Genomic DNA, 14,851 nt, shown 5'->3' with positions numbered 1-14,851 from the left:
GGGGACGGCGGCAGCGCGAGTCTTATACCAGGGCTGCGGCGATCCGCTCTGCTAGCCGGGAAGCAACCGCATCCTTGGGCATGCGCTCCCAACTCTCGACACCGGTCTGCGTGATCAGGTGCACCGTGTTCGCGGCACCCCCCATCACGTCCCCCGATACGTCGTTCGCAACAATCCAGTCGACGGCCTTGCGCTCCCGCTTCGCCGAGGCGTGTTCGAGGACGCGTTCGGTCTCCGCCGCGAAGCCGATCAGCAACGTCGGGCGCTGCGCACTGCGCGCCAGCGTCGCAAGAATGTCCGGATTCTCGACCAATCGCAGGACAGGCGTTTCACCGCCCTTCTTTATCTTCTGTGCAGAGCCCTCGACGCGCCAGTCCGCCACCGCGGCCACCATCGCCGCGACGTCGACCGGCAGTGCCGCCTCGACCGCCGCCGCCATCTCCAGCGCGGTTTCCACGTCGATCCGGTCGACACCCTCGGGAGTCGGCAGGGTGACCGGGCCAGCCACCAGCGTCACGCGCGCACCGAGCGCCGCCAGCGCCGCCGCAATCGCGAACCCCTGCTTTCCGGACGAGCGGTTGGCCAGATACCGCACCGGGTCGATCGGCTCATGCGTCGGCCCGGCGGTGACAAGCACGTGCCGTCCCGCAAGGGTCATTCCGTCCGCCATTCAGGTGCCAAGCATCCGCTGGATTGCAGCCAGGATCGCAGGGGGTTCGGGCAGGCGTCCGGGGCCGAACTCGCCACACGCCATCGCACCCTCGTCGGGGTCCAGCACCGTCACGCCGTCGCCGCGCAGCGTGGCGACGTTGCGCACGGTCGCGGGATGCTGCCACATGCGTACGTTCATCGCAGGCGCGGCGAGTACGCGCTTGTCGGTTGCGAGCAGCAGCGTCGTCGCGAGATCGTCGGCGATGCCCGCCGCCATCTTGGCCATCAAGTCCGCAGTCGCGGGCGCGACGACGACCAGATCGGCTTCGCGGCTGAGCTGAATGTGCCCCATCTCGACCTCGTCCTTCAGGTCCCACAGGCTGGTATGCACCTGATTTTCGGACAATGCGGCTAGCGTCATCGGCGTCACGAAATGCGCGCCCCCCGCGGTCAGCACGCATTTGACCGAAATCCCGGCCTTGCGGCACAGCCGGATCAGTTCGCTCGCCTTATAGGCCGCGATGCCGCCCCCGATGATCAGCAGGATCTTCATCGCACCAGCCTTTTGACGATGATCCGGCGACGGTCCCGCGCGCGCGCCGCCAGATCGCGAAGACCATCCGGCGCGAAGGCGAGGCCGATCGGAAGCAGGGGCGCGATCATCAACCCCCAATAATAGGTGTCGGTGCGCCCGAACACCCCGAGCAACGCAGCATAACCACAGAACACCGTCAGCGCGCGGAGCGCCAGCGGCTCCGCCCAACTGGCCCAGCCGAACAGCGCAAGCCCCACCAGCGGCGCGGCCAGCGCGACGGGCAGGGCGGCCAGCGCGGTCGACACTGTCATCGCGCGCACGAAGAACCCGAAGCCGAGCAATCCCGCCCCCTCGGACGCCATTGGATCGGTCACCCGAACCACCTCGGACACGGCGTGCGCGTGGAAGGCGAGCGAGGCCGCCAGCACCAACAGCGTCGCGCCCCAACCGAACGCTTCACGCCGGTTGCCTTCCAGCAGCGCGAGGATCGCCATGATCGCGACATACAATGCCGCGGTTTCGTGGATCAGCATCGCGATCAGCCCGAACGAAATTGCGCCAACCCAGCGATCGTCGCGCCGCAGCGCGAGCGACAGCGCGATCAGCAGCCCGGCCCAGACTTCGTGAACCGCGATCAACCCGTTCTGGACGAACGCCACCATCCCGGCGGCGAGCAACAGCATCGCGGAGGCGAGCGGGATCGGTCCGATAAAGGCTGGGCGCAACCGCAGAAACAGCGCCGCGGCGGTCCCCGCGATCAGCGCCCACAGGATCGCCTGCATCCCCAGCGGCGGAACATGCGCCTCGATCACCGCGAGCCCCGGCAGGCGGAAGGTGAGGAACGGCCGCAGCGGATAGGCGCCGCGCCGCAAGGCGTTGGCGGTGACGGTGTAATAATCCCCGCCGCCGCGAATGCCCGATACGATCGTTTCGTACGGGACGACCTCGCCCTGCACGTCGGCGACCGATGCGCCGTCATGTCCCGCCCCGGGGCCGGGCGCCGCGAGCGCGAGCAGCGTCGCCGTCAGCAACAGCGCGAGCAGGCCCAGCGTCCACAGCGCCTGTACCCGCGTCAGCGCGTTGAAGCGCGACGGCAGCGTGAGCCACAGCGGTGTGCGAGTCGTGACCGGCGGGGGCGTGGCTACGCCCACAGCATCCACCCGGCGCCGAGACTCGCGGCGGCACTGACGATCGCGACGACCGCGTACCGCCACCCGCCAAAGCGGACGATCTCGATATGCCGCAAGGGCGGCTCGGGCGGCGCGCCGGGCGGATCCGGGAACCGCCGCTCGATGTTGCGGATCAGGTCGGGCAGGCGGGCGAAGGTGCGCAGATCGGTGACGATCCGGTCTGCGACGGCGGCTTCCGGCCCGAGTTCGGTCCGGATCCATTCGCGCACGAACGGCGCGGCGGCATCCCACAGGTTGATCTCGGGATCGAGGCTGGTCGCGACGCCCTCGACCATCACCATCGTCTTCTGCAGCAGCAGCAAATGCGGCTGGGTCTGCATGTCGAAGTCACGCGTGATGTTGAACAGCCCGTCGAGCATCATCCCGATCGACATGTCCTTCACCGCCATCCCGCGCATCGGCTCGCCGACCGCGCGCAGCGCCGTCGCGAACTCGGCGACGTTGTGATGCGACGGCACATAGCCTGCTTCGAAATGGATTTCGGCGACGCGTTTGTAATTGCCGGTGATCAGCCCGTAGAGGATCTCCGCCAGCCAGACGCGCGCGCGCCGGTCGATCCGGCCCATGATGCCGAAGTCGATCGCCGCGATCTTGTTGCCGGGCAAAGCGAACAGATTGCCCTGGTGCATGTCGGCATGGAAGAATCCTTCCGCGATCGCCTGCCGCAGGAACGCGTGGACGAGCGTGTCGGCAAGTTTGGGCAGGTCATAGCCCGCCGCGATCAGCGCAGGCCGGTTCGACAGCTTGATACCGTCGATCCATTCGAGCGTCAGCACCTTGCCGGTGGTGCGCTGCCAGTCGATCTTGGGAACTGTGAAGTCTGGCTCCGCCTGCATCGAATCGGCGAGTTCGGACGCCGACGCGGCCTCGCGCCGCAAATCGAGCTCGCGCGCGGTCCAGCGCTTGAACGTCTCGATCGTCAGGCGCGGGCGCAGGCGCGAAAGTTCGCCGCCCATCGCCTCGACTTGCGCTGCGGCCCATTCGTAAGTGTCGATCGCGCGGGTGAAGTCTTCTTCGACGCCCGGGCGCAGCACCTTGATCGCGACGGTGCGGCCGTCGGTCGTCACCGCGCGGTGGACCTGCGCGATCGACGCGGCGCCGACGGGCACCGGCTCGATCGACTGGAACAGCTCGGCGGGGTCGCGCTGGAACGCGCGGGTCAGCGCGGCGTGGATCGTCTCGTACGGGACGGGGGGCAGCGCATCCTGCAACCGCATCAGGTCGAGCGCGGCGGCATCGCCGACCATGTCAGGACGAGTCGCGAGCGTCTGCCCGAGCTTGATCGCGGCGGGGCCGATCGCCTGGAGCGCATCGGCATAGCGCGGCACCTTTGGCACGCGCGCCCCGAACCGCGCGATCCGGGCGAGACGACGGACGGGGGCAGGGGTGTTGGGATCACGTTCGATCCCTTGCAACGCGCCATGGCGCGCAAGCGTGCGACCCCAGCGAAGCAAGCGCCACAGATGAACAGCAGGCGCGGTCATGCTTTGCTCCCCTCCCCTTCAGGGGAGGGGCCGGGGGTGGGGCAGTGCTGGGTGGTCGCGCCGAATTGGGCGGCTGCGCCCGCTACGGCCCCACCCCAACCCCTCCCCTGAAGGGGAGGGGCTTTGAGAGTCGGCCCCATCAAATCTTCCAGCCGTGGTGAATCGCGACCAACCCGCCGAGCATCGGCTCTACGCCGGTCTGGATGAACCCCGCATCGCGGATCATCCGCTCGAAGGTCGGCATGTCGGGGAAGCGCCGGATCGATTCGATCAGATAGCGATAACTGTCCGCATCCTGCGCGAGCAGCTTGCCGAGCTGCGGCACGACCTTGTGCGAATAGGCGTCATACACGTCCGCGAACCCCGGCCACACGGTCGTCGAGAATTCGAGGCAGAAGAACCGCCCGCCCCGCCGCAGCACGCGGTGCGCCTCGCGGAGCGCCTTGGGGATGTCGGTCACGTTCCGGATCCCGAACGCGATCGTGTACGCATCGAAGAAACGGTCGGGGAAGGTCAGCGTCTCGGCGTTCGCCTCGGTCCACACCAACCCGTCGATCCCGCGCTTGGCCGCGCGCTCCATGCCCACTTCGAGCATCTGCGGGTTGATGTCCGCAACCGTCACGCTCGCGCCGGACTCGGCGATACGGAAGGCGATGTCGCCGGTGCCGCCCGCCATGTCGAGGATCTGCTCGCCCTCACGCGGTTTGAGACGGCGGACGAAGCGGTCCTTCCACACGCGGTGCATGCCCCCCGACATCGCATCGTTCATGATGTCGTAGCGTGAGGCGACGCTGGAGAAGACGCCGCCGACGCGGGCGGTCTTTTCGGAGGCGGGGATGTCTTCGTAGCCGAAGGAGACTGTATCGTTCATGCCGCCCGCTCTAGCCAGTGCTTGTGGCGCGGGCAAACGCAACCTAGCTGATTGCGATGCCAGAATTGCCCGAAGTCGAAACCACCGTGCGGGGCCTGCGCCCGGTACTCGAGGGGCAGCGCATTACCGCGGTGCAGCTCCGCCGCCCCGACCTGCGCCGCGCCTTCCCCGAGGATCTCGGGCAACGCCTGACCGGCGCGACCGTCACCGCGCTCGGTCGCCGCGCGAAATACGGGCTGATCGATACCGATCGCGGCGACACGATGATCTTCCACCTCGGCATGTCGGGGCGCTGGCGAGTCGATCCGGTCGAGCTGTTGACGCACGATCATCTCATTCTCGAAACCGCCCGGCACCGGCTTGCGCTCAACGATGCGCGACGGTTCGGTTCGGTCGATCTCGTCCCGACCGCGGCGCTCGCGGCGTTTCCGGCGTTCCTCGCGCTCGGACCCGAACCGCTTGGGCCGGATCTCACCGCTGCGTATCTGCACAGGATGCTCAAAGACCGGATCGCGTCGATCAAGCTGATGCTGCTCGACCAGCGGATCGTCGCGGGGCTGGGCAACATCTATGTGTGCGAGGCGCTGTTCCTCGCTGGCATCTCGCCCAAGCGCGCCGCGGGGAAGGTCTCGCGCGCGAAGCTCGAGCGACTCGTGCCCGCGATTCGCACCGTTCTCCTGGCGGCAATCGAGGCGGGGGGATCGACGTTGCGCGATTACGCCAAGCCCGATGGCGAGCTCGGATATTTTTCGAAGCAGTTCGCGGTCTATGGCCGCGAAGGGCAGCCCTGCGCCTGTGGCGGGCTGGTCCAGCGCTATGCCGAAGGGGGGCGGTCGACCTTCTGGTGCCCCACCTGTCAGCGCTAATCCTGCGCAAAGTGATTGACCGACGATATCCTTCTCGGTAAGGGCAGCGGCTTCCGGGGCCGGGAGACATCTCCCGCCCTTTCTTATTTCTAAAGTCAGAGGGCTTCATGGCGAACACGCCACAGGCGAAAAAGCGTATCCGTCGCAACGCTGCACGGGCACTGGTAAACGGCAACCGCGTTGGCCGCATTCGCACCTTCGTCAAGAAGGCCGAAGCGGCACTCGAGTCCGGCGACAAGGCAGCAGCGTCTGCTGCGATGCTGCAGGTTCAGCCCGAGCTGATGCGCGGCGTCGCCAAGGGCGTACTGCACAAGAACACCGCGTCGCGGAAGTTCGCACGGTTGACGAAGCGCCTTACCGCGCTCGCCTGAACCCTTCGTTCGCGTAATCAATTCGCCCGCCGGACCCTGTCCGGCGGGCTTTTTGTCGTGCTTTCGGCATCGTCCGAAAGGTGTATTTTCCAGCCCGGAAGAACATCGCAAGAACCTGCGCCGTCCCGTTCTGGGAAAGCCCGCATTTACCGCGATTCGCATAACCTTCACGGAAGTGTAACGATCAAAAATTGAGCAATCTCAAAGGATTGTAAGATTTCTGACGTGAATCCTTGGCTGAATCCGAGTCAATCCTGATTATTTCAGAAATCTGACTGGGGCAGGGATTGATAGACTCGGGTGCTTCTTCATAACTGGTCCCTCACCGCGCAGACGATCGTCTCGCGACTCAATTCGAATGGCACGTTCAGGCGGACTTGATTCCGGCTGTGGGGGTTTTTGTCCGTTTTACAGTAACGCCCCGCTGGTTTGGCCGGGGGGCGAAGGAAGGGTTTTGTCGTGGCATCTTTGGGGCAGGGGGTAGCGATCGCGAACAACCATAGCGCCAGCGAGACGCAGGACGACATGGTTGCGCAGGCATGGGCCACGGTCCGTACGAATCTCCGCGAGTCTTCGGGCGTACGGTTGTTCGACCAGTGGCTGAAGCCGATCGTTTTGATTCCCGGAAGCGATCTGGACGCGGTGCGTCTGGGGTTGCCGTCGGCATTCATGACAAATTGGGTACGGAATCATTACGCCGACCGGTTGTTGCACGAATTCCGCGTGCTCATCCCGGCGGTGCGCAGCGTCTCGATCGAAACGCTCGCACGCTCGGCACAGGTGGTGACGGTGGAGACGCTCCCCGCACCCGCCAATATCGCACCGGCGGACCCGGTGCCGACGATCGAGCGCCCGTCGCTCGATCCGCGGTTCACCTTCGACCGGTTCGTGGTCGATCCGTCGAACCTCGTCGCGTACAATGCGGCGGTCGCACTGGCGCAGCCGGGGGCACCGCGGTTCAGCCCGCTGTTCCTCCACAGCGGCACGGGGCAGGGCAAGACCCACCTGATGCACGCGATCGGTGCCGCCTATCTCATGGCGGTCCCCGGCGCGCGCGCGCTGCTGATGTCGGCCGAGCGGTTCATGTACGAATTCGTCCAGGCGCTCCGCACGCGCGAGACGCATGCGTTCAAGACGCGGTTGCGCGCCGCCGATCTGCTGCTGATCGACGATCTCCAGTTCATCGCGGGCAAGGATGCGACGCAGGAAGAATTCTTCCACACGATGAACGAAGTGATGGGTGCCGGTAAGCGGCTCGTCATCTCGGCCGATCGCTGCCCGCAGGGCCTCGACGGTGTCGAGCAGCGGATCACCTCGCGGCTGTCGTGCGGTCTCGTCGCCGACATCAAGGCGCCGGATCTGGCGCTGCGGCGGCGCGTGCTCGACCGCAAGCTTGTCGACATGCCCAATGCACGCGTGCCCGCGCCGGTGCTCGACCTGCTCGCATCGCGGATCACCGCCAACATCCGCGATCTCGAAGGCGCGCTCAACCGCGTCGTCGCATATGCGCAGCTCAGCAACGTTGAGATCGACCTCGATTTCGCGGTCGCCACCCTCGGCGACGTGCTGCGCGGGGCCGAACGCCGGGTCACGATCGACGAGATCCAGAAGGCGGTCTCCGCGCACTTCGAAATCAAGCCGATCGATTTGGTCTCGGCACGCCGTGCGGTTGTCGTCGCACGGCCACGCCAGATCGCCATGTACCTCGCGAAGCGGCTGACCACGCGGTCGCTCCCCGAGATCGGGCGCAAATTCGGCGGGCGGGATCATTCGACCGTGATCCATGCGGTCCGCCGGATCGAGGATCTGCGCGACAAGGACCATGAGATCGACAGCTCGGTCCGCACGTTGCTGCGGCAGCTGGAAGGCTAAGCCAGCGGTCCCGGCGCGACCGGGACCGCCAGGCGATCGCCAAAGGGGCAGGCAGCACACCTTTCGTTATCGAAAGCGCGCTAGCGACGGTGCATGCTGCGCGTCCTGACCCTGTCGACCCTCTTCCCCGATGCGACGCGCCCCAATTTCGGGGTGTTCGTCGAACGCCAGACGATCGGGCTGGCGGCGCGCGACGATGTCGACCTCCGCGTCGTTGCCCCCGTCGGCTTGCCGCCGTGGCCACTGTCGGTACATGCGCGTTTCGGCGGGCTGGTCGACTTGCCGCGGCAGGAGACGTGGCGCGGGCTCGACGTGCGCCGCCCGCGCTTCCTGACGATCCCGGGGACCGGCGGTCGGTTTCATGCCGCCGCGCTAACGCGCGCGTTGATCCCGGTCCTGCGGGCGATCCGCCGCGACTTCGCGTTCGACGTGATCGACACCGAATTCTTCTTCCCGGACGGCCCCGCCGCGATCGCGCTCGGCAGGCATTTCGGGGTGCCGGTGTCGATCAAGGCGCGCGGCGCGGATATCCATCATTGGGGGCGCAGTCGGTCCACCGCACAGCGCGTGCTTGCCGCAGGCTGCGCGGCGGACGGGATGCTCGCGGTCTCGCAGGCGATGCGCGACGACATGATCGCGCTCGGCATGCCGGGCGACCGGATTCGCGTTCACCACACCGGCGTCGACCTCGACCGATTCGCGCCACGGCCACGAGCGTCGGCAAAGGCTGCGCTCGGCGTCTCCGGTCCGCTGATCGTCTCGCTTGGCGCGCTCATCCCGCGCAAACGTCATGACATCGTGATCGACGCGCTCGCCCACTTGCCCAACGCCACGCTGATCATCGTGGGCGACGGCCCGGAGCGGGCGGCGCTCGCCGCGCGGGCTGCGGCGCGGAAGCTTGGCAACCGCGTCCGGTTGCTCGGCGCCGTCCCGCACGCGGACCTCCCCGCATTGCTCGCGGCGGCGGATGTGATGGCGCTCGCGTCCGAATCGGAAGGGTTGGCGAACGCCTGGGTAGAGGCGCTCGCGTGCGGGACACCGATCGTCATCGCCGACGCTGGCGGCGCGCACGAAGTGATGACCGATCGCGCCTATGGGCGAATCGTCGCGCGCACCCCGGAGGGGTTCGCTTCCGGCCTATCGACCGTCCTGACGGAAGCGATCGATCCGATCGCGGTCCGGCGTGGCGCGGCGCGTTTCACCTGGGCGGCGAACGCCGCCGCGCTCCACGCGCATCTCGCGGGGATCGTGTCAGCCCGCGGGTGAGGGCGGGTTCTTCGCCAGCCACGCTTTCGCCTGATCCTCGGTCAGTTCGACCAGATCGCCCATCACGACCGGCATGTCGATGAGGTGGAGCCCCCAGGCCGCGAGCGGGCGTCCGTCGCGGACGATCTCGCCGACGATCGTGTCGGTGCGTTTGTCGGCAGGGTTGGCATTGGTCGTCACCGCGAGATAGCGGAACCGCCCGGCGGTGACGCAGCGCGTGCTGATCAGGCCGGGGACCTTGACGAAGGGGGTGGTGACCGGTGCCCCGTCCTGGCTCCAGGGGCCTTGCCGCGCGCTGCCCATTCCGGCCCCCGCGGCACCAAGATATGCGTCGGTCGGCTTGGACTGCCCGTCGAGCGCGGCGGGATCGACGCAAGCGGCGGTCATTCCGGGCTGGTCGACTGACCCGAAGCGGCTGAACTCGGGCGGCGGGGAATCGGCGCGGAAGCTGACGTAACTGACCAGGCAGCCGCTTTGCTTGTTGCTGCGGCACATGGGCGTCGACTTGAGATCGCCCCCGACATCCTTGCCGATCGGAACCGCGACATTGGTGCCGGGGATGATCAGCGAGATGATCTGGCGCTGGACCGGCTTGCCTTCGATCTCGCGCGCCATCAGGTCCTTGAGCAGCCCCGCACCCTGACTGTGGCCGATCAGGACGACGCCGCGGCCGTGATTGTCATAGGCGAGATATTCTTCCCACGCGGCCTTCACATCGGCGAAGGCGCGCGCGCGGATGTCGGGCATCGGCTTGCCCTGCAGCGCCTCGCGCAGCGCAACCAGCGTCATCTGGCGGTATAACGGCGCGAACACGCGGCAATGCTTGGTGAAGCGCGCCGCCTGGCTGGTTGCGACGGCGACTTCCTCGGGGCCGGCGGCCATGTCGCTATTGGGGGTCGGGTCGGCCGAAACCGTCGGATAGACGTAGAAACAATCGAACTTGGGGTGCTCGTCGGCGTCGAAGCGTTCGATCGTGCGAGTCCCGTCGGCGCGGATGATCGTCGCGTCCTGGTTCGCCGAGCAGGCGTCGGTGCGGCCGGGGCGGCACAGCCACTCGTCCGGGTTGGTGTATGTGGGGGCGGCTTGCGTGGTGGCCGGGGCTGGGGACTGCGCCGTCGCGACGGTCGGGGCGGCAGTAGCCAGCAGGATGGCGGCAAGCGATTTCATCGATACGGTCCCGACCTTCTCGCGCCTCGCCAGGGAGCTACCGTCCGGCAAACGCATGTCCTGCGAAACCAATAGCGCGGCGAGTCAGTCGATCAAAGCGGATAGAGCGCGCCGACCACCCAGCGCCCCTCTCCGCGCAGCACGGCCCAGGCACGGGCCGCCGCACGGCTGTCCATCGCCTCCACGCCGATGCCCTGCGCCTCGAGCGCGCGGACGAAGGCGGGGGCGGGGCGCCGCATCGTCGCGCCGGTGCCGAGCAGCAGGAACTCGGGCCGTGGCTCGACGTGCAGCAGGCCCGCGAGCGACTCCGGCGTCAGCGTTTCGAGCGCGGGTGCATCCCATTCCGCAACCGCCTCGGGCGTGATCGTCAGCGCGCGGTACACGCCCCGAAACGTCCCCGCCTCGACCTTGTAGCCGTTGGGCGAGAAGCCGGTGATCGCCGGACCAGTCCCGCTGGCGCGGTCGATCTGCATCAGCGCGTCTTGGGCTGGTTCACGGGGGCGACCGGCTCGGCTTGGCTCGGATCGGGCCGCAGCCCGAGCGAGATCAGCAGCGACGACGACACGTAGATCGACGAATAGGTGCCGACGAAGATGCCGAGGATCATCGCCGCGGTAAACCCGCGCAGCACCGGCCCACCGAAGATCAGCAGCGCGAACAGTGCGAGCAGGATCGTCACCGAGGTCATGACCGTACGCGGCAGCGTCTCGTTGACCGACAGATCGACGATCGCGGACATGTCCATCTTGCGATAGCGGCGCATGTTCTCGCGGATGCGATCATCGATGACGATCTTGTCGTTGATCGAATAGCCGATGATCGTCAGCACCGCGGCGACGATGTTGAGGTCGAACTCAAACCCGCTGAGCGCGAAGAAACCGAGCGTCATCAGCACGTCGTGGACGATCGCGACGACCGTCGAGACGCCGAACTGCCATTCGAACCGGAAGATCGCGAACAGCCCGATCCCGACGACCGCGAGCACGACCGCGAGGATACCCTTCCAGATCAGCTCGCCCGAGACCTTGCCGCTGACCGAATCCTGCCGCGAGAAGCGCGCATCTGGGAAATCGCGCGAGATCGCCACCTGGACCTGCTGGACGATGCGGTTGGCCGCACCTTCGTCGCTGCTCTTGGGCGGGGGAAGCTTGATCGAGATGGTATTGTCGTTGCCGACCGTTTGGAGCCGCGCTTCGCCCAGCTCGAGATTATCGATCGTCGTCCGCAGCTTGTCGAGCGACGGCGGGGAGGCGAACTTCTCCTCGATCATCAGCCCGCCGACAAAATCGACGCCGAGGTTGAGCCCCTTGGTGAACACCAGCGCAAGCGCGGCGATCGACAGCAGCAGCGTCAACCCGAACGCCCATTTGCGCAGGGAAACGAAGGGAAGGTTGGTGTTGTCCGGAACGATTTTCAGCAGGCGCATGGTGTCTGGCCGATCAAATGTTGATGTCGGTCGGGCGGTTGCGGCGAATCCACAACACCACGAGCATCCGCGTGAAGGTGACGGCGGTGAACACCGAGGTGGCGATGCCGATCAGCAGCACGACCGCGAAGCCCTTCACCGGACCCGAGCCCAGCATCAGCATGATGACGCCCGAGATCGCATGCGTCGCATTCGCCTCGAAGATCGTGCGGCTGGCTTCCTTATACCCGAGCTCCACCGACTGGATCACGCTGCGACCGCGCCGGCGTTCCTCGCGGATACGCTCGTTGATCAGCACGTTCGCGTCGACCGCGGTACCGATCGTCAGCACGAAGCCCGCGATCCCCGGCAGCGTCAGCGTCCCGTTGAGCAGCGCCAGCACGCCCATGATGACGACGACGTTGATGATGACCGCATAGTCGGCATAGAAGCCGAACCGACCGTAGGTCAGCACCATGAACACGATCACGAGGATCACCGCGATCGCCGAGGCGCGGACGCCCGCGTTGATCGATTCCTGACCCAGATCCGGACCGACGGTGCGTTCCTCGACCACCTTCAGCGAGATCGGCAACTTGCCCGAGCTCAGCGCGATCGCGAGGTTGTTCGCGGATTCGACCGTGAACGACCCTTCGATATAGCCAGCGCCGCCAAGGATCGCCGTATTGATCCGCGGCGCCGAGATGACCGCGTCATCGACGATCACCGCGAACCGCTTGCCGGTATTCGCCTGCGTGATTTCCGCGAACTTGCGACCACCCTCGGAGTTGAAGCTGAAGTCGACGATCGGGGCGTTGTCCTCCTGCTTGAACGACTGTTTCGCGGTCAGCAGCTGGTCGCCGGTGATGATCGCCTGGCGTTTGACGAGGATCTTCGCGCCGGGTCCACCCTCGGGATAGGGCAGGACCTGCGTGCCCGCGGGGATGATCCCGCCCGGCACATAGGTCTGGTCCGCGACCATCTTGAACTCGAGCTTGGCGGTCTTGCCGAGCAACTCCTTCAGCGCCTGCGGGTCCTTCAACCCCGGCACCTGCACGACGATGCGGTTGGTGCCCTGGCCGACGATCGTCGGCTCCTTGGTGCCGAGCTTGTCGATACGGGTCCGCACCACGTCGGTTGCGGTCGCCATCGCTTCCTTGATCGACGCGTTGATGCCCGCCTCGGTCGGGGTCATCACGATCCGCGACGAATCGACGACCTGCAAGTCCCAGTCACGCTGGCCGGTCAGCCCGACCCCGCCGGTCAGCTTGTTAAGCCGTTCCCGCGCGGCATCGAGCTGCGTCACGTTGCGCAGCATGAAGCTCAGCTTGCCGTTGTCGGTGGCGATGTCGCCGATCGGAATGACCGGGCCGACCGCCATCTGCGAGACGATCTGCTCGCGCATCGCCTCGAGCCGGTTCTTCACCAGCTCGTCGGTATTCGCCTCGAGCAGCAGATAGCTGCCCCCCGCCAGATCGAGCCCCTTGTTGACCCGCGGATGCGGGAACGCGCCCCATTTGTCGGTGACCGACTCGGGCAGGAAGCTCGGGATCGCCAGCGCCATCAGCGCGGCGAGGAAAGCGAAGATCGAAATGACCTTCCAGCGGGGAAAATCGAGCATCGGATCAGTCGTTCGCGGGCTTGGAGCCGAGCGGCGTCACTTCGGCGAGCGTCGCTTTGACGACGCGGATGCGCGTGGTCGGCGCGATCTCGACCTCGACGAAGCGTTCCTCGACCTTGGTCACCTTGCCGACGATGCCGCCCGCGGTCACGACCGAATCACCCTTCTTGACCGCGTTGATCGCCGCCGCCTGGTTGCGCGCGCGCAACTGCTGCGGGCGCAGGATCATGAAGTAGAACGCAACGAAGACCAGCAGCAGCGGGCCGAAATTGACGAGCAGCGAAAGAAAGCCATCGGGGCCGGCGGCGGCACCGGTGGTCTGGGCGAATGCTGGGGTGGCGAACATGGGCTACCTTGGTAAAGCTGGCCCGCCTGTACACAAGGGACATGCGGGATTGCGGGACGAAGACGTCCCGCTACAAGCAGCGCGCGCTATCATCTCACGCGCGCCGGTGCAACGGATCATGACTTCAGGAGACGCGACCATGACCATCCTCGTCCTCGGACACATCAAGACCGCTCCCGGGGATGCCGCCCGGATCAAGGACTTGCTCGTCGCCCACGTCGCGCGGGTGGAACAGGAGGAGGGTTGCGAACTCTACGCCTTCTCGTTCGACGTCGCCGACCCCGACGTGATCCGCATTGCCGAACGGTGGACCACGGAGGATGCTTTGGCCGCGCATGGCCATGCCGAGCACCAAAAGGCATTCGGTCGCGCGCTGCGCGATCTCGGTATCGTGGATATGAGCGTAAAGACCTGGGAAGGCAGCTTTTCTCGGACCCTGATGGGCGATTGATCCGTTGACCGGGCGGTTTGGCTCGTAACGGTCGGAAAAAGCTTTGGCGAAACGTATCAAGACACGCTCCGTCGCGATTCTCGCAACCGTGGTCGCGATCGGCGCGATCGCGGCGGCAATCCCGGCGAGCGCGGCCGAAAGCAGTCGCGAGACGCTGACGCAAACCGCGTTCGTTGCGTCAGATCGGGACAGAGCGCTGCGACAGATCGCGACCGTCGAGGCCACCGCGATTGCAACGCTGATGCGAAGCCCGGGGGATGTCGAGGCGCAGCTCACGCGCGCGATGGCAACGAGCTACCGGGCGAAGCTTACCAACAGCCGGTCCGACGCGCTCGCCGCCAAGGCGCAGTTCGAGGCGATCACCGCGCGCAACCCCCGCGATGCGGAAGCGCAGGCTGCGCTCGGCGCATGGCATCTGAGCGCGGTGAAATCGCTCGGTGGGCTGGTCGCGCGCGGTGCGCTTGGCGCGCGCAAGGTGGCGGGGCTCGACGCGCTCGACCGCGCGGTCGCGCTCGGCGGGCCGCGTGCGCTGTTTCCGGGGCTGGCCGCGCTGTTGCGGCTGGCGATCGACCCCGGCGACCCGGTCGGTGCCTCGCTGGCCGAGGCCGCGGCACGTGGCTCGACTCCGACCGCACTCGATCGCATCCTGCAACGCCGCGCGGCACAGTTGATCGGTCCCCTCAAGAACCGCGATCCGCGCGCGGTTCAGGCGTTGGCGAACCGCTTATTGCCGCTCGGTCAGTTCAAGTGACTTG

The 14,851-nt window shown here is 66.6% G+C and carries 14 protein-coding genes and 1 pseudogene; 6 read left to right on the top strand and 9 right to left on the bottom strand.

Annotated elements, in window-relative coordinates:
* Window positions 1-22: 22 nt before the first annotated feature.
* The 4 genes and pseudogenes from coaBC to QBJ92_RS09410 all read right to left on the bottom strand — a co-directional run bounded on the left by coaBC (window position 23) and on the right by QBJ92_RS09410 (window position 4,731).
* Window positions 23-1,204: pseudogene (gene coaBC / locus QBJ92_RS09425) on the bottom strand (bifunctional phosphopantothenoylcysteine decarboxylase/phosphopantothenate--cysteine ligase CoaBC).
* A complete protein-coding gene (locus QBJ92_RS09420) occupies window positions 1,201-2,337 on the bottom strand; it encodes a hypothetical protein (RefSeq protein WP_277969431.1) in 1,137 nt (378 codons plus the stop codon). Before QBJ92_RS09420 ends, coaBC begins: the two are co-directional and overlap by 4 nt.
* The gene (gene ubiB, locus QBJ92_RS09415; RefSeq protein WP_277969430.1) at window positions 2,328-3,860 is read right to left on the bottom strand and encodes a 2-polyprenylphenol 6-hydroxylase; all 1,533 of its coding nucleotides are present in this window, start codon (window positions 3,858-3,860) and stop codon (window positions 2,328-2,330) included. Before ubiB ends, QBJ92_RS09420 begins: the two co-directional genes overlap by 10 nt.
* A gap of 139 nt (window positions 3,861-3,999) precedes the next feature.
* Complete coding sequence (locus QBJ92_RS09410; RefSeq protein WP_277969429.1) at window positions 4,000-4,731, bottom strand: class I SAM-dependent methyltransferase; 732 nt, start codon at window positions 4,729-4,731, stop codon at window positions 4,000-4,002.
* Between the two features lie 56 nt (window positions 4,732-4,787).
* Here QBJ92_RS09410 and mutM point away from each other — a divergent pair, with 56 nt between their 5' ends.
* The 4 genes from mutM to QBJ92_RS09390 all read left to right on the top strand — a co-directional run bounded on the left by mutM (window position 4,788) and on the right by QBJ92_RS09390 (window position 9,106).
* Window positions 4,788-5,597: a bifunctional DNA-formamidopyrimidine glycosylase/DNA-(apurinic or apyrimidinic site) lyase gene (gene mutM / locus QBJ92_RS09405; RefSeq protein WP_277969428.1), complete on the top strand. Its 810-nt coding sequence runs from the start codon at window positions 4,788-4,790 to the stop codon at window positions 5,595-5,597.
* 107 nt (window positions 5,598-5,704) lie between these two features.
* A complete protein-coding gene (gene rpsT / locus QBJ92_RS09400; protein WP_277969427.1) occupies window positions 5,705-5,968 on the top strand; it encodes a 30S ribosomal protein S20 in 264 nt (87 codons plus the stop codon).
* A 468-nt stretch (window positions 5,969-6,436) separates the two neighbouring features.
* Window positions 6,437-7,840 (top strand): chromosomal replication initiator protein DnaA, encoded by a 1,404-nt coding sequence (dnaA, locus tag QBJ92_RS09395; RefSeq protein ID WP_277969484.1) that lies wholly within the window; start codon window positions 6,437-6,439, stop codon window positions 7,838-7,840.
* A gap of 93 nt (window positions 7,841-7,933) precedes the next feature.
* A complete protein-coding gene (locus tag QBJ92_RS09390) occupies window positions 7,934-9,106 on the top strand; it encodes a glycosyltransferase (RefSeq protein WP_277969426.1) in 1,173 nt (390 codons plus the stop codon).
* On the opposite strand, the gene QBJ92_RS09385 is transcribed toward QBJ92_RS09390, so the two are convergent.
* From QBJ92_RS09385 to yajC, 5 genes are all read right to left on the bottom strand, one after another.
* Entirely contained in the window at window positions 9,092-10,273 is a 1,182-nt protein-coding gene (locus tag QBJ92_RS09385) for a DUF3089 domain-containing protein (RefSeq protein ID WP_277969425.1), read from the bottom strand. The two genes, QBJ92_RS09390 and QBJ92_RS09385, sit on opposite strands and share 15 nt — an antisense overlap.
* A gap of 92 nt (window positions 10,274-10,365) precedes the next feature.
* Window positions 10,366-10,746, bottom strand: coding sequence for an Mth938-like domain-containing protein (locus QBJ92_RS09380; RefSeq protein WP_277969424.1), 381 nt, complete (start codon window positions 10,744-10,746; stop codon window positions 10,366-10,368).
* Entirely contained in the window at window positions 10,746-11,699 is a 954-nt protein-coding gene (gene secF / locus QBJ92_RS09375; RefSeq protein WP_277969423.1) for a protein translocase subunit SecF, read from the bottom strand. The genes QBJ92_RS09380 and secF overlap by 1 nt, the downstream gene beginning before the upstream one ends.
* Before the next feature lie 13 nt (window positions 11,700-11,712).
* Window positions 11,713-13,299, bottom strand: a complete 1,587-nt coding sequence (gene secD / locus QBJ92_RS09370; RefSeq protein WP_277969422.1) for a protein translocase subunit SecD — start codon at window positions 13,297-13,299, stop codon at window positions 11,713-11,715.
* 4 nt (window positions 13,300-13,303) lie between these two features.
* Window positions 13,304-13,645 (bottom strand): preprotein translocase subunit YajC, encoded by a 342-nt coding sequence (yajC, locus tag QBJ92_RS09365; protein ID WP_277969421.1) that lies wholly within the window; start codon window positions 13,643-13,645, stop codon window positions 13,304-13,306.
* 139 nt (window positions 13,646-13,784) lie between these two features.
* On the opposite strand from yajC, the gene QBJ92_RS09360 reads away from it, so the two are divergent.
* Entirely contained in the window at window positions 13,785-14,096 is a 312-nt protein-coding gene (locus QBJ92_RS09360) for a putative quinol monooxygenase (protein WP_277969420.1), read from the top strand.
* 43 nt (window positions 14,097-14,139) lie between these two features.
* Entirely contained in the window at window positions 14,140-14,847 is a 708-nt protein-coding gene (locus tag QBJ92_RS09355; protein WP_277969419.1) for a hypothetical protein, read from the top strand.
* Window positions 14,848-14,851: the final 4 nt, after the last annotated feature.

This window comes from Sphingomonas echinoides, assembly GCF_029623395.1.
Lineage (GTDB): Bacteria > Pseudomonadota > Alphaproteobacteria > Sphingomonadales > Sphingomonadaceae > Sphingomonas > Sphingomonas echinoides_A.
This window is presented reverse-complemented; position numbering and strand designations above follow the sequence as displayed.

Coding starts and splice junctions, on each gene's coding strand:
- mutM (WP_277969428.1), top strand. CDS start 4,788: ATGCCAGAATTGCCCGAAGTCGAAACCACCGTGCGGGGCCTGCGCCCG.
- yajC (WP_277969421.1), bottom strand. CDS start 13,645: ATGTTCGCCACCCCAGCATTCGCCCAGACCACCGGTGCCGCCGCCGGC.
- QBJ92_RS09385 (WP_277969425.1), bottom strand. CDS start 10,273: ATGAAATCGCTTGCCGCCATCCTGCTGGCTACTGCCGCCCCGACCGTC.
- QBJ92_RS09390 (WP_277969426.1), top strand. CDS start 7,934: ATGCTGCGCGTCCTGACCCTGTCGACCCTCTTCCCCGATGCGACGCGC.
- QBJ92_RS09410 (WP_277969429.1), bottom strand. CDS start 4,731: ATGAACGATACAGTCTCCTTCGGCTACGAAGACATCCCCGCCTCCGAA.
- QBJ92_RS09360 (WP_277969420.1), top strand. CDS start 13,785: ATGACCATCCTCGTCCTCGGACACATCAAGACCGCTCCCGGGGATGCC.
- QBJ92_RS09380 (WP_277969424.1), bottom strand. CDS start 10,746: ATGCAGATCGACCGCGCCAGCGGGACTGGTCCGGCGATCACCGGCTTC.
- ubiB (WP_277969430.1), bottom strand. CDS start 3,860: ATGACCGCGCCTGCTGTTCATCTGTGGCGCTTGCTTCGCTGGGGTCGC.
- secF (WP_277969423.1), bottom strand. CDS start 11,699: ATGCGCCTGCTGAAAATCGTTCCGGACAACACCAACCTTCCCTTCGTT.
- secD (WP_277969422.1), bottom strand. CDS start 13,299: ATGCTCGATTTTCCCCGCTGGAAGGTCATTTCGATCTTCGCTTTCCTC.
- rpsT (WP_277969427.1), top strand. CDS start 5,705: ATGGCGAACACGCCACAGGCGAAAAAGCGTATCCGTCGCAACGCTGCA.